9 protein-coding genes are annotated in these 20562 nt (G+C 48.1%); 6 read left to right on the top strand and 3 right to left on the bottom strand.

Annotated features, from left to right (window positions below; translation table 11 throughout):
- Nucleotides 1–161 precede the first annotated feature (161 nt).
- From RID53_RS01570 to RID53_RS01545, 6 genes are all read left to right on the top strand, one after another.
- Nucleotides 162–1076: a hypothetical protein gene (locus RID53_RS01570; RefSeq protein WP_446386446.1), complete on the top strand. Its 915-nt coding sequence runs from the start codon at nt 162–164 to the stop codon at nt 1074–1076.
- Nucleotides 1076–5206, top strand: coding sequence for a hypothetical protein (locus tag RID53_RS01565; protein ID WP_446386445.1), 4131 nt, complete (start codon nt 1076–1078; stop codon nt 5204–5206). Before RID53_RS01570 ends, RID53_RS01565 begins: the two co-directional genes overlap by 1 nt.
- A 3-nt stretch (nt 5207–5209) precedes the next feature.
- The gene (locus RID53_RS01560; protein WP_446386444.1) at nt 5210–7468 is read left to right on the top strand and encodes an OmpA family protein; all 2259 of its coding nucleotides are present in this window, start codon (nt 5210–5212) and stop codon (nt 7466–7468) included.
- Entirely contained in the window at nt 7468–10524 is a 3057-nt protein-coding gene (locus RID53_RS01555) for a hypothetical protein (RefSeq protein ID WP_446386443.1), read from the top strand. Before RID53_RS01560 ends, RID53_RS01555 begins: the two co-directional genes overlap by 1 nt.
- A 4-nt stretch (nt 10525–10528) precedes the next feature.
- The gene (locus RID53_RS01550) at nt 10529–11596 is read left to right on the top strand and encodes an OmpA family protein (protein WP_446386442.1); all 1068 of its coding nucleotides are present in this window, start codon (nt 10529–10531) and stop codon (nt 11594–11596) included.
- Nucleotides 11597–11771: 175 nt separating this feature from the next.
- Nucleotides 11772–16139, top strand: a complete 4368-nt coding sequence (locus tag RID53_RS01545) for a hypothetical protein (protein ID WP_446386441.1) — start codon at nt 11772–11774, stop codon at nt 16137–16139.
- A 106-nt stretch (nt 16140–16245) separates the two neighbouring features.
- Here RID53_RS01545 and RID53_RS01540 read toward each other — a convergent pair whose 3' ends face one another.
- The 3 genes from RID53_RS01540 to RID53_RS01530 all read right to left on the bottom strand — a co-directional run bounded on the left by RID53_RS01540 (nt 16246) and on the right by RID53_RS01530 (nt 20463).
- On the bottom strand, nt 16246–17070 hold the full coding sequence (locus RID53_RS01540; RefSeq protein WP_446386440.1) for a CheR family methyltransferase: 825 nt from the start codon (nt 17068–17070) through the stop codon (nt 16246–16248).
- Between the two features lie 240 nt (nt 17071–17310).
- On the bottom strand, nt 17311–18363 hold the full coding sequence (locus tag RID53_RS01535) for a protein-glutamate methylesterase/protein-glutamine glutaminase (protein ID WP_446386439.1): 1053 nt from the start codon (nt 18361–18363) through the stop codon (nt 17311–17313).
- Between the two features lie 306 nt (nt 18364–18669).
- The gene (locus RID53_RS01530; protein WP_446386438.1) at nt 18670–20463 is read right to left on the bottom strand and encodes a methyl-accepting chemotaxis protein; all 1794 of its coding nucleotides are present in this window, start codon (nt 20461–20463) and stop codon (nt 18670–18672) included.
- Nucleotides 20464–20562 lie beyond the last annotated feature (99 nt).

The raw sequence follows: 20562 nt of genomic DNA, 5'->3' as shown, positions 1-20562 counted from the left end.
TACGCTAATATACAGTGTCTTAAGGTCTTAGTTTCTCGTAAAAATCCCAAAAACAGTCAATCCAACTCACGGTCAATAGCAACGTTTGTCAGTCAATTGATGGACAAACAAGTTTCCTTACTGTTGAACTATTCAATTCCATTTTGGGGTGCTACCTTCTGATGAAATCTTTAACGGCAACGTTAGGGGTCTATGATCGGCTGCTAACTACGCTTATTGCTGCATTATTCTTCACTGGGACTTCATCGGCTACTGCCCAAGAAATTAAAAATCAAGCGTCGGCGTCCGGTGCTAATTTACCTACAGGTATTGTTAACTCTAACGAAACCTCCCTAGTGGCAGGTCAGGCGGCTCTAGAGCTGATTAAAACAGCCGATCGCGCTGCTGCTGAACCGGGAGATACGGTGGTGTACCGCCTCGCCCTGAGAAACACCGGAGAAGCCCCTGCAAGTGACATTGTGGTAACGGATCGATCGCCCTTGGGGGTGCGATTTTTGCCGGAGTCGTTGCAAGGTTCGATTACTACAGGCACTAATACAGAACCCGTAACATTACCGTCAGCCGAACGGGATGGGCGCAATGTCGCGTTTACCTTTCCTCGTTTAGAACCCAATCAAACCCTGAATATTATCTATGCGGCGGTGATCACACCCGATGCGGTTCGGGGCGATGGTCGAAATGTTGCCCAGGAACGGCGCAGTAATATCGCCAGCTTTTTGATGCGGATTCGACCGGGAATTTTATCCGATTGCGGCACCATCGTGGGGCGAGTGTTCGTGGATAAGAACTTTGATGGCGAACAACAACCGGGAGAACCGGGAGTCCCGAATGCGGTAATTTACATGGATGATGGTAACCGGATTACCACGGATACCGATGGTTTGTTTTCATTAGCCAACGTTATCGCCGGAAATCGCAGTGGAACGCTGGATTTGAGCAGTTTGCCCGGATACAGCCTCGCTCCCAATCTCTATTTCATCGAAGGGAATAGCCAATCTCGCTTGGTGCGACTTTCACCTGGAGGGATGGCGCGGATGAACTTTGCGGTGACACCGGCTTATGGGGAGGATCAGTGATGAATAATACTCAGGATCAGAACCGTTGGGAGAACTCGAGTCAAGCCAAACAACTGAGATTCACGCTTTATTTTTCGTTACTCAAAGGTATCGATGATTACGGTGTTCCCGGTAAACGATGGTTGTCTTCGATGTCTTTAGGATTGCTAGTGATTCTGGTGGGGATTATTGGCATCATTCCGGTGGCGAAAGCCGATGAGGTATCGCCGGAATCAGAAACCGAGGATTGGCAACTGGGGAAGGCAGTGGTTCGACAGGATCACCAACCAGGCAGTGATATCGATGCTTTCAGCACCTCGAACTTACCTGATCTCCAGCACGAGTTAGCCATTTCCAGTGATGGGGTTCAGGAAGAATCCCAGTTGAGTGAAACACAAACGATAGAGCCTTCTCCCTCTAATCTTGTACCGTCTGAATCGGACAACTTCGCCAATACCCTGTCCGAAAGTATTGCCCAATCCCAGAGTAGTGAAGACTTTGGCAATATTGAACCTGCGCGGATGGAGTCGCCTTTAGCACCTTTACCCAAGGTGATTCGGGATGAGGGGAATGAGGTACAGCAGAACCAATCTTTAGGGGCGGATTTAACGGATAATCTATCCCAGGAAACTGGGGAAGCAGAAACCGCCGAGTCGGAACTTGAAGCCTTCCAAGATGAATTCAGCCGCACGGCGCAACAAACGATTAATAACGGGCTGCAATTGGCTCCCGGTGATATTCGCATTCTCACTCCGGAACCCGGTACAATTGGCGATCGCACAACGGACTTGATGATTCAGTATCACGCCGATAGTCAGGTTCAGGTGACGATTAATCAACAACCTGTTTCTGCTCAAACCCGGACGACAATAGAACGGGATGAAACTCAAGCCATTGTTACCCAAATCTGGTACGGCGTCCCGCTCAAAAAAGGTGACAATACCATTACTGTTGCCCCAGATAACGGCACACCAGTTAGTCTCCAGGTTACCGTTGACCCTATAGCCGACCAAACCGACGTTCAAATTAGCCTCGCCCCTGTTGGTGATCCGCGTGTTCCCGCTGATGGTCGATCGACGATTACGATTGAAGGGAGTATCACCCGAGAAAGCGGGGAACTGATTGAAGAAGATGCAGTTGTCACCCTCACCGCAGCAGCCGGGGAATTTGTCGGGGCTGACTATGACGATGATCAACTCGGTTTTCAAGTTCTGGCGAAAAAAGGGCAATTTAGCGCCCGACTGCAATCCGGGTTAGACGCCCAGAAAGTTCGGATTCGAGCGGCGATTGAACGACTCGGTGTCCCCGACATCGAACAAATCACCCTAGAAGAGAGTACGCTGAGTGCTGCGATTCCCACCTTTTCCGAACCCATCCAAGCCTATACCCAAATCGAATTCGTCACCCACCTGCGCCCTTCCTTAGTCTCTGGGGTGATTAATTTGCGGATTGGGGAAGCAGGAAGCAACTTTTGGGAAAGTCGCCGCGAGTTTCTCAATCCCGATTTGATTGATGATGGTCTAGAAGCTGACCTAGATAGTGCTATTTTTGCCACAGGTCGAATTGGGGAATGGTTATTCACCGGGGCATATAATAGCGATCGCCCATTGAATGAAACCTGTGATGGGATCACCCGCCTATTTCGTGGACCCCAGTTCTGTGAGAACCAATACCCCGTATATGGGGATAGTTCCACAGTAGACTATATTACTCCATCCAAAGACAGCGTATATCTGCGCTTCGAGCGTTCCTCTCCGGTTCCCGGCGCAGAACCCGACTATGCGATGTGGGGGGATTATAATACCACCGAATTTACCCGTGCTTCCCAGGAATTTACGGCTACAGCGAGGGCATTACACGGATTTAAAGGGAATTATAACCTGGGAAATCTGCAAGTTACTGCCCTGTTTAGCCCTGATGTGGAAGGATTTCAACGGGATACCATTCTTCCCGATGGCACCAGTGGGTACTACTTCCTTTCGCGTCGCTTGCTGATTCCCGGAAGTGAAAACGTTTACATTGAAACCGAAGAACTGAATCGCCCCGGTACCGTCATCGAACGCAAAGCCCTCTATCGTGGTCCCGATTACGAAATTGATTATGACCGAGGCTCACTCCTGTTTCGGCGTCCGATGCGAGCCACGGAATTTGACCCCTTTGGTAATACCTTAGTGCGGCGAATTGTGGTGACGTATCAGTTTGAAGCGGATGACGACACCAATATCTATGGGGGACGGTTGCAATATAACTTCTCCCAAGATTTTCAACAAGAACGTTGGATAGGAACCACCTATCTACGGGAAAACCAAGGGTTACAAAACTTTGAACTCTATGGTGCGGACTTCTTAGTTTCCTTGGGGACGCAAGGACGGATTGTTGGCGAATATGGTCATTCCACGAATGAGTCTCCCTTCATGGGATTGGTGACGGGAAATGCCTATCGGTTGGAAGCAGTCAGTGCCTTTTCAGATAGGATTCAAGGGCGGGCGTATTACCGTTCCGTTGAAGAAGGGTTTGCGAATAACGCCACCACCAGTTTTACTCCCGGTCAAACTCGCTATGGCGCAAACGTAGCGGCACAATTGAGTGAAAATACTAATGTGCGAGTGAGTTTTGATCACGAAGATAACTTTGGTACCGCAGCCGAAGACCGTAGCTTGGTTGAGTTTTTTGACCCCTTCAATCCCGATAATATTTTTAATCGGGCGAGTGAGGCTTTACCCGGTAGTCGGGTGGATAATAGCTTGACCACATTCCGGGCGGGTGTACAACAACAAATTGGCACATCTGACCTGAGTTTAGAATATGTCAACCGTTCCCGAGAAGACAATTTGGGCGATACCTTTGATACGAATACCAGTCAATTGGTGTCTCGCCTGAATGTTCCCCTGAACGAGGTTTTCACCTTCCGGGCGCAAAACGAATTGAACTTGGATGATAGTGACCCCCTCTATCCCAACCGCACCACCGTGGGTTTAGATTGGGCGGTGGAACCGGGAGTAACGCTGAGATTGGCGCATCAGTTTTTCGATGGCGGACTCTTAGACGATAATTCGATTACCAGTCTGGAAACGATTACCCAATATCAGTTAGGGGAAAATACATCTATTTCCTCCCGATATTCGGTTATCGGTGGGATGAATGGGATGACTGGACAAGCGGCATTGGGACTGAAACATGGTATATTGCTAGCGCCAGGATTGCGCGTTAACTTGGGTTACGAACGCATTGCCGATGATGTGTTTGAGTCTACAGCCGCAGGCGATCGCTTTTCTCAACCTTATGCTGTCGGTCAAAGTGCGGCGTCGTTGGGACTCACGGAACGGGATTCCTTTAGCGTCGGGGTTGAATATACTGCCAATCCTGACTTTAAAGCCTCAGCGCGGTTGGAACATCGGGATAGTTCGGCTGGCGATAACACAGTAATTTCGGCGGCGGCGCTGGGTAAGGTTTCTCCTTCCTTAACCGCTTTGTTCCGTTACCAACAAGCGAGTGCAGCCAGTCAACTTTTAGAAGACTTAGACGATACGTTGTCGGTCAAGTTGGGATTAGCCTACCGCAATCCTTATGATGACCGTTTTAATGCCTTAATTCGATACGAATATCGCAAAAATCCGTCTACAATTCCCGATACCTTACTCTTTGGGAGTGGTACAGGTTCCAATGATCATGTCTTGTCTGGTGAAGGGATTTATGCACCCAATTGGCGGTGGGAATTTTATGGGAAATTTGCCCTACGTCGCAGTACCACAGATTTAGCTGACAATTTCAGCAATAGTAGCACCATTTATTTGGGACAGTCACGCATCACCTATCGCTTGGGATACCGGATGGATTTAGCGGTAGAAGGGCGCTGGATTGGTCAACCCTCGGTCGATTTTGATGAATGGGGTTGGGCGCTAGAAACGGGGTACTATGTCACCCCTGATTTACGAGTTGGGGTGGGCTATAGCTTCGGTAGTGTCGATGACCGAGATTTTACCGGGTATCGTTCCGAAGGGGGTCCTTATTTAAATGTCACCTTTAAGGTGAATGAACTCTTTGGTGGATTTGGACGGCAAAAAGTTGCCCCACCCCCGCAACAGGAAGAATCTCAAGTACAGCCCGTGGCGAATAATGAACCAGCGGCAAATCCCACGAGTGAGGAGTGAGAAATGGTGTTCAATCAAAAATATGTCCGTGTTCGTAGTCGGCACTTTAGTGCCAGAAATGCTAAAGTGTTGACTCCAAACTTTAGTGCCAGAAGCGCTAAAGCGCTTACTACAAACGCTAAAGCGCTTACTACAAACCCCCTGTTCGTAGTCGGCACTTTAGTGCCAGAAGCGCTAAAGCGCTTACTACAAACTTTAACGTTAACCAGTGTCTTAACATTGCCAACGTTAGCGACAGCCCAATCCCCAAGTTTACGGGTGATTGTTAATAGCACTCAGGATAGTATCGCGCCCGATGAATTTCTCACTTTACGGGAAGCGATTGAACTAACAAATGGTCAATTGACAGTTAATCAATTAAGTGATATTGAAAGAACGTTGGTTAGTTCCAGTCCTGGACAATCGCCCCAAATTGAGTTTAATTTACCCCCGCAAGACACCACGATTTATCTGACTGAATTATTGCCCCCGTTGGCAAGTCCAGGACTCGTGGTGGATGGGACTACCCAACCGGGGTATGATCCGACAAACTCACCCACGGCGGAAATTGCCATTCCTCAACCCATTGTCACTATTACTCCGACACCCGGTCAGTCAATTTTGCGGGGATTAACAATTGTGGCGGATGGTGTAACGGTGCGAGGCTTGAGTATTTATGGCTTTAAAGCCGTAAACGAGACAACTTTAGCCACTCCTCCGGCGGATATTTTTATTGCCCATGCCTCACCGCCCCCGGATATTAGTCAGCAAGAACCACCTAATTATCGGTTTCCCTTTTATCCGGAAAATGTTCCGCCTCAAGATGTGAATCTTGAGTTTAATTGGTTGGGAATTCCCCCGGATGGGGAAATGCCAGAAAACAGGTCAGCGTTTGGGGTTTATGTGTTTAATAGTTTAGGCACAAGAGTTTACCGCAATCGAATTACTGACCATGATGGCAGTGCGATTATTACCTCTGTACAAGCCAATAATTTACAGGTGAGCGAAAATATTATTGTCGGGAATGGCATTGATGGAATGCCCGATGCGATTCGCTTGGAAGGGGTGATTGATAATTCCGAAATTACCGGGAATTTAATTTGTGGGAATGATGGCAGTGGGGTTTATTTATTTAAACCCGAAGGGGCGGTACAAATTCGCGAAAACCAAATTATTTTTAATGGCAGACGCCTGCGACGGGCGGCGGTGTATTTGATGGGAAATAATCACCAAGTTAGGGAGAATCAAATCGCTTATCAGCCGGGACCCGGTGTGGTGGTAACGGCGTATCCAGATAGCGATCGCAATGTGATTGAAACCAATCGGTTTGCCGGGTTGGAAGGGTTGAGTATTGACCTGAATGCCCAGCAACATGTGGAACCGATTCATTTCCAAGTTGGGGATGGTCATAATCCCCCCCGTACCACTAAGTACCAACGCCAGACCACAGGGAATAATGGGATAAATGCCCCTCAATTTGCCTCCGAAGAGTTGGTTCAGTTGGGCGATCAGCTAGAAGTATTGGGTCAAGCTGAACCCGGTTCCACGGTGGAACTCTATCGGGTACGGGAAGCCGCCGATAGTGTCTATGGTCCACTAAATGAACCGATTGGCACGACAATAACCGATGCCGAGGGTCAATTTAGCGTTACCCTGACAGGGTTACAGCCTGGGGAAACCATAAGTGCGATCGCGACTGATCCGGAGTACGGCACATCAGAACCCGCCCTAAATGCGGTAGTAAAATCCTCAAATGGTACAATTCCGCCCAACCCAGAACCCCTACCCCCCGTGATTCCCCAATGTCTCACCCAAACGCCCCCGCCACCTCCACCCCCCCCAGAACCCACTCCACCGGTTCAACAACCCTTGACGCTGCGCGTTCCTCGGAATGTGCATTTTGCCCTAGATCGTTCCGATATCTCGCCAGAGAGTGCAGCGATCCTGGATCAAGTGGCGGCGGTTCTCAAAGAATATCCCTTCCTCACCATTGAACTGCAAGGACACACTGACCCCCGCGCCAGTGTCGCCTATAACCAAGCCTTAGCTAGACGTCGGGCGTTATCGGTGCGGAATTATCTATTGCGCCAAGGAATCGATCCGGGACGAATGACGATTCGATCCTTCGGCGAAAGCCAGCGCCGGACAACAGGTAGCAGCGTTGTGGATTACGCACGCGATCGCCGAGTGGAAATTATTTTCCAGGATCTCAGAGGCTTAGAGATTATTTTTGAAGACCAAGAAACCGACTTGCAAATTGAATCTAGGGGAGGAGATAGGTAATGGCTAGTTTACCCATGAATGGTGATCAAAAGGCTCCCCTAATGGCACAGGTAAACCGAATGCAATTAGGACACAAAAGGTTTAAACAAGGATGGTTCCTAGGTTTTCTTGCCCTTTTCATGGGGTTGGGTTGGACTCAGGGAGTCCGCGCTGAAGGGAGTGCAGACTTAATTGACAATGGAGGCGATCGCCCTTACTTAGAGTATCGTAATGATGATAGCGCAGGCATACCCCGTCGAACGATTATTCAGGTATACGTTCGGGCAGGAGAAACAATCAATCTTGGCTCTAGTGCGATCGGGATTGGTGATGGTGATATTAGGTATACTGCACCCGAACCCGATGGTTCTACTAATACTTGTAGTAGCTCTGATCCCGGAACAGGTTTGATTCCCAATCTAGCGACAGAAGAAGCTATTGGTGAGGGAAATCCACCAGCATCATATACACCCTGTCAGGTTACTGTCCAAGGAGGTCAAACGGGAATTTGGGAAATAGAATTTATTAGCCCTAACGAAGGTAGTAACGAGAATCCAGCTCCTATCGGGGCAAGAGAGGAATGGACACAAGAAGAAGATGTCGGTTTTATAGCCGCCTGGGATGTCACCGTAGTCGATAGTACAGGCAGTCCAATCCCAGGTCGAGTCTTTGCCAACTATTTGGCTCTAAACATGGGAAGCAACGGTAGGAGTCTCAATTCTCAACTCACAATCCAAACCAACCAGGGTTATCAGTACGAAATCGACCTGAATGGTATCGACCCCTTTGGCTTTATCTTTTTTGCCAATAGTAAAGGATTTCTGGATTCGACTACGGGTGAACCGAGTTTTGAATCCATTAATCAAAGTGAGATCGTTATTAATCAAGATGAGATCCTTGAGGGCAGCACTTTACTCGATCCGTCGGGTGAATCTGACAACGAGGCGACTAATGATATCACCCATAAGGTTTTCCTGAATCAGCCCGCTATGAACATGCCTGCCTCAGCCATGACTCGCAATGGTGAAACATTCTTGCGACCGGACTTGGTGACTCCTGAGGTTAGCAACTTTACGTTTACCGGGACTGACGGGACTCCTAATCAAGTAGGTCAAACATTAGGTGGTAATTTTAATTTTGACGCCAATGTGCCAGGAACTTATAGCATCATTATTGACTTGAATAACAATGGTATGTTTGATGATGGTATAGATCGCCAGCTTATCGGTCGAACAGTTGCCGGCTCAAACCAAGTATTTTGGGATGGACTAGATGGTCAAGGAAATCCAGTTCCCGTCAATAGTGTTCCCTACCAAGCCACAATAGAAATCAATGCCGGTGAAGCGCATTTCCCCTTCATCGATGCTGAAAACAATCCTAATGGCATTATCCTTAGACGACTACGACTCAATGGTCCGTCTGGAGATGAAACCATTATCTATTATGACGATACACCAGTAGGCGGCGAGACTGTCTTACCTGAGGGGGAAGATAGTAGTGGCGGCGGTCATGTATTCAGTTCTGACTTTGGTAATGAAAAAGGCATAGACACTTGGATTAACGTTCCTTCCACACCGCTTGGACTGCAAGAGGGTATCCTGGTTCAGGTGGCAGATCTTTCCATTACTAAAACCGATCAGCCTGACCCCATCGTGGCTGGGGAACAGATCACCTATACCCTCACCGTAACCAATGAACAGCCGCCACAGGGAGAAACCTACTCAGATGTCACTGGCGCCACAGTCACCGATACGATACCCGACGATATTACTAACGTTACCTGGAATTGTGAGATCACATCAGCTCCGGATACAGGGGCTTGTGGTACAGCGAGTGGTACGGGCAACACCATTGATTTGACTGTAGACCTCAATGTCGGTGCCACCGCCACGATTACGGTAAATGGTACCGTTTCTCCAACAGCATCTGGGACATTGAATAATACCGCAACCGTTGACCCACCCGATGATACCTTAGACCCCAATGAGGACAATAACACTGACCCAGAAGACACCACGATTGAACCGAGTCCAGTTCAACCGGTGGGAATTAAATCCGTCGAACTCTCTCAGGATACCGATGGCAGTGGCTCGTTGACCCAGGGTGATATTGTCGAGTACACAATTACCTACACCAACTCCGATCCCTCAATCCCGATCACCGACTTCCAAGCCGTTGATGAAATCGATACCACTAGCTTGCAGTTTGTCGAAGGTAGTTACAATTTCACTGCCAGTGGTGCAGGGACAACGGTGACAGCGAACTCTACCTATAACGGCACCAGTGATCCAAACCTGAATAACTCAGGAACCCTGGGTGCGGACGGGGGTCAAGTTGTGATCCAATACCAGGCAGAAGTAATCGCCGCCGCAGGAGCGGAAATTCGCAACCAAGCCGTCGCCAGATCAAATGGGGGTACGGTAGACGAGTCTATCACCGATGCTTTTGCCAAAACAGGAGATGTGCCCCAAATATCAGATGATGGCGTTGACCAGGGTAACTTAGAAGGAACTGGGGATGATGAACCCACATTGCTCGTAGTCCAACCTTTGGGTAACCCCAACCTGCGTTTAGTCAAGCGAGTTACGAATATTATCCGAAATGGCGCACCAATTAGTGGAGTTAACTTCAACACAGTTGAAGATGACCCAGAAGATGAAGATGACAACATACTCAGTCAAACCTCAGTACAACCCGTGGGGATTTCCTCCTTACCCTCAGAATCATCGCTCCAAAGTGGGGACGAAGTAGAATACACCATCTACTTTCTGTCCGATGGTACAGCTCCGGCGAACGGTATCACTATCTGCGACGCTATTCCAGAAGAGACAACGTTTATCACGGATAGTTTTAATCCAGGTCAAGGAATTTTAGTGAATCAAGGCGGAACTAATACCAACCAAAGTAATCAATCAGAAGACGATCGCGGAGAATTTCTCCCCCCTCTAAGTCCTGTCACATCTCCCTGTCCAAACCTCACCAATCCGAATGGATCAGTGTTGATTAATCTGGGTGATGTGCCAATTACAACTCCGGATAATGTGGGGTTTGTCCGCTTCCGCGTCAGGGTTGATTAGATCAATGCCAAAAAATACGTCAACCATTGTCATGGGGAATAAAATCACCTATCAACCAAGACCAAGTGTCGTACTGACGGCTTACCCAGATACCTATGGCAATGTGATTGAAACCAATCGGTTTGCAGGGTTGGAAGGGTTGAGTATTGACCTGAATGCCCAGCAACATGTGGAACCGATTCATTTCCAAGTTGGGGATGGTCATAATCCCCCCCGTACCACTAAGTACCAACGCCAGACCACAGGGAATAATGGGATAAATGCCCCGCAATTTGTCTCCGATGAGTTGGTTCAGTTGGGCGATCAGCTAGAAGTATTGGGTCAAGCTGAACCCGGTTCAACGGTGGAATTCTATCGAGTCAGGGAAGCCGCCGATAGTGTCTATGGTCCACTAAATGAACCCATTGGCACGACAATAACCGATGCCGAGGGTCAATTTAGCGTTACGCTGACGGGGTTACAGCCTGGGGAAACCATAAGTGCGATCGCGACTCACCCCCAAGACGGCACATCAGAACCTGCCCTGAATGCGGTGGTGAAGTCTTCAGATGGTACAATTCCGGCTAACCCAGAACCTCTACCCCCTGTAATTCCCCGATGTCTCAGCCAAACGCCGCCGCCATCTCCCCCAGAACCAACTCCACCCGTTCAACCTCCACCCGTTCAACAACCCTTGACGCTGCGCGTTCCTCGGAATGTGCATTTTGCCCTAGATCGTTCGGATATCTCGCCAGAGAGTGCAGCGATACTGGATCAAGTGGCGGCGGTTCTCAAAGAATATCCCTTCCTTACCATTGAACTGCAAGGACACACTGACCCCCGCGCCAGTGTCGCCTACAACCAAGCCTTAGCTAGACGTCGGGCGTTATCGGTGCGGAATTATCTATTGCGTCAAGGAATCGATCCGGGACGAATGACGATTCGATCCTTCGGCGAAAGCCAGCGCCGGACAACAGGTAGCAGCGTTGTGGATTACGCACGCGATCGCCGCGTGGAAATTATTTTCCAGGATCTCAGAGGCTTAGAGATTATTTTTGAAGACCAAGAAACGGACTTGCAAATTGAATTTTAGGAGTTAGGAAAAGTCCCAATAGATTCCAGCAAATATGAGTCACTGACAATAAGTTTTCCGGGATGACTTAATCAGTAACTTACGAGCTGATTTTTCGGAGCTTGTTTTTGGGGCATAATTCCTGTGATGGCTAGGTAGTCAAGTTAATGAACGAATTGGAAAATTTCCTAAAACTATGAATCATTCTAATTTCTTTAAAAGAACTCTTGGAACCTTACTGAGTCTGGGAACTTTCTTTAACCAAACCATTGTTAAAGCACAAACAGTTACGCCAGAATTAAATTGGAGTGCGCCTGGTGTTGAGTGGCCCACAGGTGACACCTCGCAAACATTTCAAAACTTGGGTTGTGAGCAAGATGTAAATGCTACTATTACGATTGAAGATCCTCTGAATATCCTTGTTGATGATGAGCTTCGGGGGATAACATTACCGGATGATATTTCAGGAATATTTAACGGAGGTTTAGGTGAAAATGTAGAAGCGCTAGTCCTCAGAATGGATACAACCGAAACAGGTCAAGGGGTAACTGTACGCGTTGAGTTAGACAGCCCAGTACCTCTAGTCAATTTCCAGATATTTGATGTGGATGAGGATGATAATCCTCCCAATTGGCAGGATCAAGTGACCGTTAGAGGCTTCAATAATGGTGTGGAAGTACCTGCTCCTACTCTTACGAGTACGACTGAAGAAGAGTTGGATGAACAAGGTTTTCCAGACTTACTACCATCTAGCTCATCAACAGGGAATGTCGCTCTAGGTACAGGCGTTGGTAGGAATGATACAGCTCAGGGAACTGTTAAGGTTGATTTTGGTGAAATTACTATTGATGAGTTTACAATCTTCTATGAAAATGGTCCTAGCTCTCAACCAACTCCAAACAACCCTAATCCTGATCCCGATCCACAAGCTATTGGTCTGTTTAACATTAGTTTTGACGCCGAAGCAGATTTAGAATTAGAAAAAGATGCTAGTTTTAGCGATCCAATTATTGTCGGCGATGAACTGACGTACAGAGTAAGAGTAACTAATCAAGGTCCCTGTCCTGCTACTGATGTCTCAATCCTCGAATCACTCCCTTCTGGATTAACTTATATTAGTGACAATCCTAGTCAAGGAGACTATGATCCGACGACAGCTATCTGGACACTTAATACACCCATAGAACAAGGTAATAGCGCCACGCTAGATATTACGGCTAGACTTAATACGAGTCAACCGATCACAAATACAGCGCAGGTCAATACATCAAACGAATTTGATCCTGATTCCACTCCAGGGAACAATCAACCCAGCGAAGACGACCAAAACAGCTTAACCATAACACCAACTCCGAGTGCCGACCTATCCCTAAGCAAAACAGTCAACAATACCAATCCTAATGTGGGTGAAGATCTCACCTACATCGTCACTCTGCGGAATGACGGACCGGATACTGCCACTAATGTCGCGGTGACTGAACAAATTCCAGCAGGATTTACCTTCTCTTCTGCCAATCCCAGCCAAGGCGACTATGATAGCAACACAGGAGAGTGGTCAGTTGGTAGCCTCAACAATGGCGCAAGCGCTACCTTAGAGCTAACCGGAACAGTGAATAACCTACCCATCGCTAACACGGCTCAAGTCAGTGCCTCTGACCAACCTGATCCTGACTCCACACCAGGGAACGACGAACCTGACGAAGACGACCAAGCTAGCCTTAACCTGCCTACCCAGTTAGCCGACCTATCTCTAACTAAAACTGCTAATAACACTGACCCCAGTATCGGTGAAAGCCTCACCTATACCGTCACACTGCGGAATGATGGACCTGATACTGCCACCAATGTCGAGGTGAGTGAACAAGTTCCGCCGGGATTGACTTTCTCTTCTGCCAACCCCAGCCAAGGCAACTATGATAGCAACACAGGAATTTGGTCAGTGGGTAACCTCAACAACGGTGCCAGCGCTACCTTGGCGCTAACCGGAACAGTGAATAACCTACCCATTACCAACACGGCTCAAGTCAGCGCATCCGACCAAATTGACCCTGACTCCACTCCGGGGAACAATGAACCAGACGAAGATGATCAAGCTCGCCTTAACTTACCCCCCCAGATAGCTGACCTCTCCCTGAGCAAAACCGCCAATAACAATGACCCCAGTATTGGTGAGACTCTCACCTACACCGTCACCCTACAGAATGACGGACCGGATACCGCCACTAATGTCGCGGTAACTGAGCAAGTGCCAGAGGGATTGACTTTCTCCTCTGCCAACCCCAGTCAAGGCAGCTACGATAGCAATACTGGAATTTGGTCAGTGGGTAACCTCAACAACGGTGCCAGCGCTACTTTGGCGCTAACCGGAACAGTGAATAACCTACCCATTGCCAACACCGCCCAAGTTAGCGCCTCTGACCAACCTGACCCCGACTCCACGCCGGGGAATAATGAACCCAATGAAGATGACCAAGCTAGCCTCAACCTACCCACCCAGGTAGCTGATCTCTCCCTGAGCAAAACCGCCAATAACACTGACCCCAGTATCGGAGAAAGCCTCACCTATACCGTTACTCTGCGGAATGACGGACCGAATACCGCCACCAATGTGGCAGTGACTGAACAAGTGCCAGAGGGATTGACCTTCTCTTCTGCCAACCCCAGCCAAGGCAGCTACGATAGCAACACCGGAATTTGGTCAGTGGGTACCCTCAACAACGGTGCAAACGCTACGTTGCAGCTAACCGGAACAGTGAATAATCTACCCATTACTAACACAGCTCAAGTCAGCGCATCCGACCAAATTGACCCTGACTCCGCTCCGGGGAACGACGAACCTGAGGAAGATGACCAAGCTAGCCTTAACTTACCCACCCAGATAGCTGACCTCTCCCTGAGCAAAACTGCCGATAACACTGATCCCAGTATCGGAGAAAGCCTCACCTACACCGTCACCCTGCGGAATGATGGACCGAGTACCGCCACCAATGTGGCAGTGACTGAGCAAGTGCCAGAGGGATTGACCTTCTCCTCTGCCAACCCCAGCCAAGGCAGCTATGATAGCAACACCGGAATTTGGTCAGTGGGTACACTCGCTAGTGGGGCAACTGTCCGTTTGCAAGTGACAGGCACAGTGAATAACCTACCTATTGCCAATACCGCTCAAGTTACTGCATCCGACCAACCTGACCCCGACTCCACTCCGGGGAATAATGAACCCAATGAAGATGATCAAGCTAGCCTCAATCTACCCACCCAGGTAGCCGACCTCTCTCTGAGTAAAACTGCCAGTAATACTAACCCCAGTGTCGGAGAAAGCCTCACTTACACCGTCACCCTACAGAATGACGGACCCGATACAGCAACTAATGTCGCTGTGAGTGAACAAGTTCCGGAGGGATTGACCTTCTCTTCTTTTGAAGCCAGCCAAGGCAGCTATGATAGCAACACAGGAGAGTGGTCAGTCGGTAACCTCAACAATGGGGCAAGTGCCACGTTGCAAATTACGGCTCAGGTGAATACTGACCAACCCGTGACGAATACAGCTCAAGTGAGTCGTTCGGATCAACTAGACCCCGACTCCATACCAGCTAATGGCGTTCCAGGAGAAGATGATCAAGCGAGTGTGACGCTCCCCCAAGAATTGGCGGATTTGAGTCTTCTGAAAACAGTTGATTCAACAACTATTAGTCCCGGACAAAATATAACGTACACACTAATTCTGACGAATGATGGACCAGCCACAGCAACAGGTGTTGGTATCACAGAACGACTCCCTTCAGGATTAACCTTTGTCTCCGCTAATGCCAGTCGAGGTAGCTACGACAACAATACAGGAATTTGGTCAGTTGGCACTCTTGCCAGTGGGGAAACTGCCACTGTAAATATTGTTGCTACCTTAAATACAACCGATCCAGTCACGAATACCGCTGAGATTAGTGCGGCTAACCAACGTGATCCAGATGCCACATTTAGAAACAATGATCCCAATGAAGATGATCAAGCCAGTGTGACCATTCCTTTAGCAACACAACCCAATCTACGTTTAGTCAAGCGAATTACCAATGTCACGAGAGATGGTGCCCCGATTAGCGGGATTAATTTCAACACGTTTGTTGATGATCCCAATAATGATGATGATAATGCACCTGGATGGTCTCAGCTTCCGAACGGAGAGCCGCAGGGTGTGATTCAGATAGGTTCAGAAGCATCTTTACAAAGTGGAGATGAAGTCGAATACACCATTTATTTTCTCTCAGATGGAGGACAAGCTGTGACTAACATCCGAGTCTGTGATGCCATCCCAGAGGGAACGACGTTTATCCCTGACAGTTTTGCCGCCAGTCGGGGCATTTCCCTACAGCGGAACGGATCAACTATCTCACAAACCAATAGCCCAGATGAGGATAAGGGAACCTTTTTCTCTCCTCTCAACAGTGTAAATGCTCCTCCCTGTCCCAACTCCAACAATCCTAATGGTTCAGTGTTTGTGGATTTAGGGAACATTCGTAATACTGCTCCTGAGAATACTGGGTTTATCCGCTTCCGTGTCAGGATTGATTAGCAAAACAGCAGCGGGAGGAGGTTAATCGAGTTCATCTGGATTAATCCTTAACTCCCGCGATCGCGCTGTTGGGGCGCTAAAGCGCCTACTACGAACACGAAAATCGCTATCGACGCTGACGATAACACACCGCTTTATCCACTTGCACCCGTTCAAAGGAGTCATCTAAATTTAAGGTGGTTTCCCCACCGCCTAAAAATAAATAACCGTCCGGCGCGAGACTTGTCCTGATTTTTTTTAATACGGCTTTTTTGTTGGTTAAATCAAAATAAATTAAAACGTTGCGTAAAAAAATAATATCCAATTTATGGAATTGGGTAAATGAATGAGTAACCAAATTAAGTTGCTGAAATTCAATTCGGTGGCGTATCCTATCACAAATTTGCCACTGGTTTCCTTTATTTTGAAAGTATTTATTTAACAAGGAAAGGGGAAGTCCCCGTGTCACTTCAAGCTGACTGTAGAGTCCGGCTTTAGCACGGTTGAGGATCTCATTGGAGAGATCGGTGGCAATTAATCGGAGTTTCCAGTTCAGCAGTTCGGGAAACTCTTCATGCAGTAGCATGGCAATGCTATAGGGTTCTTGACCACTCGAACAAGCGGCACACCAAATATTCAAGGTTCGTTGGGTTTGCCGTTTGGCTAGGAGTTCGGGCAGAATGGCGTTGGCAAGGGCGTCAAAGGGATAGCGATCGCGGAAAAAGGATGTTTCCGTCAACAGCATTCCTTCAACCACCTGGACATGGCGTTGATTAAAGGGTTGCGTTTGCAGATTGGCAATCATTTCCCCTAGAGAAATAAATCCCATTTGCGTCGCCAGAGGGGTTAAGCGTAACTCGGCTAAATAGGCTTTATCCGCATCCAAAACCATGGCGGAATGATGGCGTACTAATTGGCGTAAATAGTTAAAATCTTGATGATGTATTGGCATTGTTTTAAGGTTTACTTGTTAGGTAGGAAGCCAGGAAATAAATTTCCGGCTTAAAGCTTAAGTAAGCTGAAGCTTACTAAATGCAGCGCAGCAGAAATAACTAATCAGTTAACAATAGATTGTACTGAGTAGATCTTTGAACCAGTTTTAACGGGTTTAAGCTTTTAGCCCGTAGACGCGGAGCGGCTTCTCTTCGAGTACTTTAGTTCAGGGCTAATCTTTAGTTCAGGGCGAGAATCTTCAACAAACCAGTTGGATGATTTCATCGGCGATTTGGTCTAGAGGTAAAATATTATTAGCTAAACCCGCTTGGGCGACAGATTTAGGCATTCCCCACACCACACTACTGGCTTGATCCTGCACCAGAATATGTCCCCCGGCGTCGCGGATATGGTGACAGCCTTGCAAACCATCGTGTCCCATACCCGTCAACACCACCGCGATCGCACTCCCTGGAAATGTCTTAGCAACGGATCGAAATAACACATCCACCGCCGGACGACAGGAATGTTCGGGCGGGGCTTGGTGTAAACTCAGGTGTACCGTTTTTCCCCGACGCACAACAATTCCATGGAAATCTCCCGGCGTAATCCAAGCATGACCTGGACGCAGTTCAGCGCCCTCATAGCCCTCGGCGACAGAGATGTGACATTGATGGGTTAAGCGTTCGGCTAAACGTTTACTAAATAGGGGAGGGATATGTTGCACGATGACAATGGGTAGGGGGAAATCGGCTGGAAATCGGGATAAAAGCGTGGCTAAGGCGTTCGGTCCCCCCGTAGAGACACCGATCGCCACAACTTGGGCTTTGGCGAGTTTGAGGGTAGGGGTTTGGCTGGGGAGGCGCGATCGCGCGATCGGTGTATTGTCAGATACGCCTAAGATATTGGCACAAAAGACTTTAATTTTAGGAATTAATTCGCGTTTTAAATACTCAGAAACTGCCTCACCTGTTCCCAATTTTGTTGGTTTAGTAACATAATCCTGAGCGCCGAGAGAAAGGGCTTCTAACGTGGCTGATGCGCCGCGTTCGGTGAAAGCACTAAACATAATCACGGGTAAATTCGGATAAGTTTGGCGAATAGCCGTTAATGTTTGCAAGCCATCCAGTTCTGGCATCTCTAAATCTAGGATGATTAAGTCGGGTTGCAGGTGGGGAATTTTGGAGAGGGCGATTTGACCATTGGCAGCAATTCCAATTACATCTAAAAAAGGGTCTTGAGAGAGGATTTCACTAAGTTTTTGACGGACAATTACTGAGTCGTCAACGATTAGCAGGCGAATTTTACGCATTGTAGGGTAGGGGAGCTGGGGGAGCAGAGGGAGCTGGGGGAGCAGGGGAAGCAGTAGATGAATCCTTATTGACAGATGAAGAGCACCTGATGAGATATGGGATTAGCGAAGCGTTGCGCAGGGGGTATGGGGGAGGCGCTCGTCCCCCATCGGGGGGTCTGGGGGGCTGGTCCCCCAGAGACAAACTCCTATCTTTGACCCTATCTGTGACAAGAAGAAATGGGCTAAAAGAGGTGCGGGGCGGGTTTAGTCACATTTAGGTGAGGTAAGAAACGATAGTTGTAAAACCCGCCCCTACGAACTTAATTAATACTTGAACTGATTCACCAAGGCTTCTAATTCCGACGCGAGTTCGGCAAGTTCCGCCGCAGATTTCAACGTGTTGCTGGCGAGGGCGGTAGTTTTTTGAGCCGCGTCCGCAACACTATTTATATTTTGGGGAATTTGTGAGGTACTTTGGGCGGCTTCGGCGACGTTGCGTGCCATTTCATTCGTCGTCGCGGTTTGTTCTTCTACCGCACTGGCGATTGTGTTTTGGAAGTCGTTGATTTGATTAATAATTGTGGTAATTTGACTAATCGCTTCAACGGAACTTTTGGTGTCGCCTTGAATCGCTTCGATTTTTTGACTAATGTCTTCCGTCGCTTTAGCCGTTTGTTTCGCCAGTTCCTTCACTTCATTGGCAACAACGGCAAATCCTTTCCCCGCTTCCCCGGCGCGGGCGGCTTCAATTGTCGCATTAAGCGCAAGCAGATTGGTTTGTTGAGCAATGGAGGTAATTACCTTAATCACATTACCAATTTCTGCACTACTTTGACCCAATTTGCTAATCGTTTGGTTAGTGCTTTCGGTCATATTAACTGCCGTTGTCGCGACTCGCGCTGCATCCGCTGCACTTTTGGCAATTTCTTTAATACTGGCGCTCATTTCTTCTACCCCAGTCGCTACCACTTGAGCATTACGGTTGACTTCTTCGGCATAAGCTGAAGCCGTTTGAGCTTGTCCAGAGGTGTGTACGGCGTTTTCATTGAGTTGTTGACTCACCAGATTCATGTCTTCTGACGCTTGAGCAACAGCCGTAGCAACGGAGGCAATTTTACCGACTGATACGGTTAAATTGCTTGCCATGCGATTGACATTATCGGTCAGTTGTTTGAAGTCACCTGTGGTTTTGGCGGTAACCTTTTGGGAGAGATCACCTTGAGCAATGGCTGAGGTTAATTGGGTGATATTTTCGACTTCTTCCTTGAGATTCGCCGCCATCTGGTTAATGTTTTCAGTTAAGTCTTTCCAGATTCCGGTAGCCGTTTCCACAACAGCGCGACTACTCAAGTGTCCTTCGACGCTAATTAAACGGGCGACGCGGTTTTTCTCATTGGTATATGCCTCGATATTATCCCGTAGAGTATTAATCGTGGTACTCAGGCTTAAGAGATCACCCTTTAACGGCTGATTGTCAATCTCTAGAGGCATTTTACAGGATAAATCACCCGCCGCGATCGCCTTCAGTACATCCTGGGCGGCGAGGGTGGGTTGGGCGAGGTTGTGGATGATGGTATTAATCGCGGTGGTTGTTGTTGCCCATCCTCCTTTTAAATAGGGGGGTGGAGATACAGGTTCAGCCCCATATAACCAGCGTCCCGCATGGCTTTCCCAATCCTTTAATACAGTTGTTTGCTGTTGGCGTCCCAGTCGTTCTGTGAGTTTCCCTTCTTGAGCAACCTGTTTACTAACTCGGACAATTTCATGGATAACGGTTTGGTTAACACCCATCCATTCATTAAACACTTGAGCAATTTCGCCCCAGCCGTTTTCCTCAGTGAGTCGGGCATTAAAGTTACCATCTCTGGCACTTTTTAGGGCTTGGAGGAGTTCATTAAAGTTTTCTGGGGATAAGAGAATTCCCTCAATTTCATGGCTTGGCTGCGAAGCTGTCGGCGTGTGTTTAGGTTCAGATACCATGGTTTCACTATGATGATGTTCATTGCTTCCATTGGTCTCTTGATTTTGGAAAAAGACTAAGCGTCCGGGTTTGCTGAGTTTATCGAGGTTCATGGCTTCTCCTAATTTGTGAATTCCTTTGAGATGGTCGAGGTTCATTATTTTTTGTCCTTATTGGTCATTAGTCACTCGTCATTAGTCATTCGTTAAGGAATGAGTTTGACCTTTCTGTATTCTTTAGCCCTTTGCTGGCTGACA

This window comes from Coleofasciculus sp. B1-GNL1-01 (assembly GCF_040220235.1).
GTDB lineage: Bacteria > Cyanobacteriota > Cyanobacteriia > Cyanobacteriales > Coleofasciculaceae > Coleofasciculus.
The sequence above is the reverse complement of the archived record's forward strand: the minus strand, read 5'-3'. Positions and strand labels throughout refer to the sequence as shown.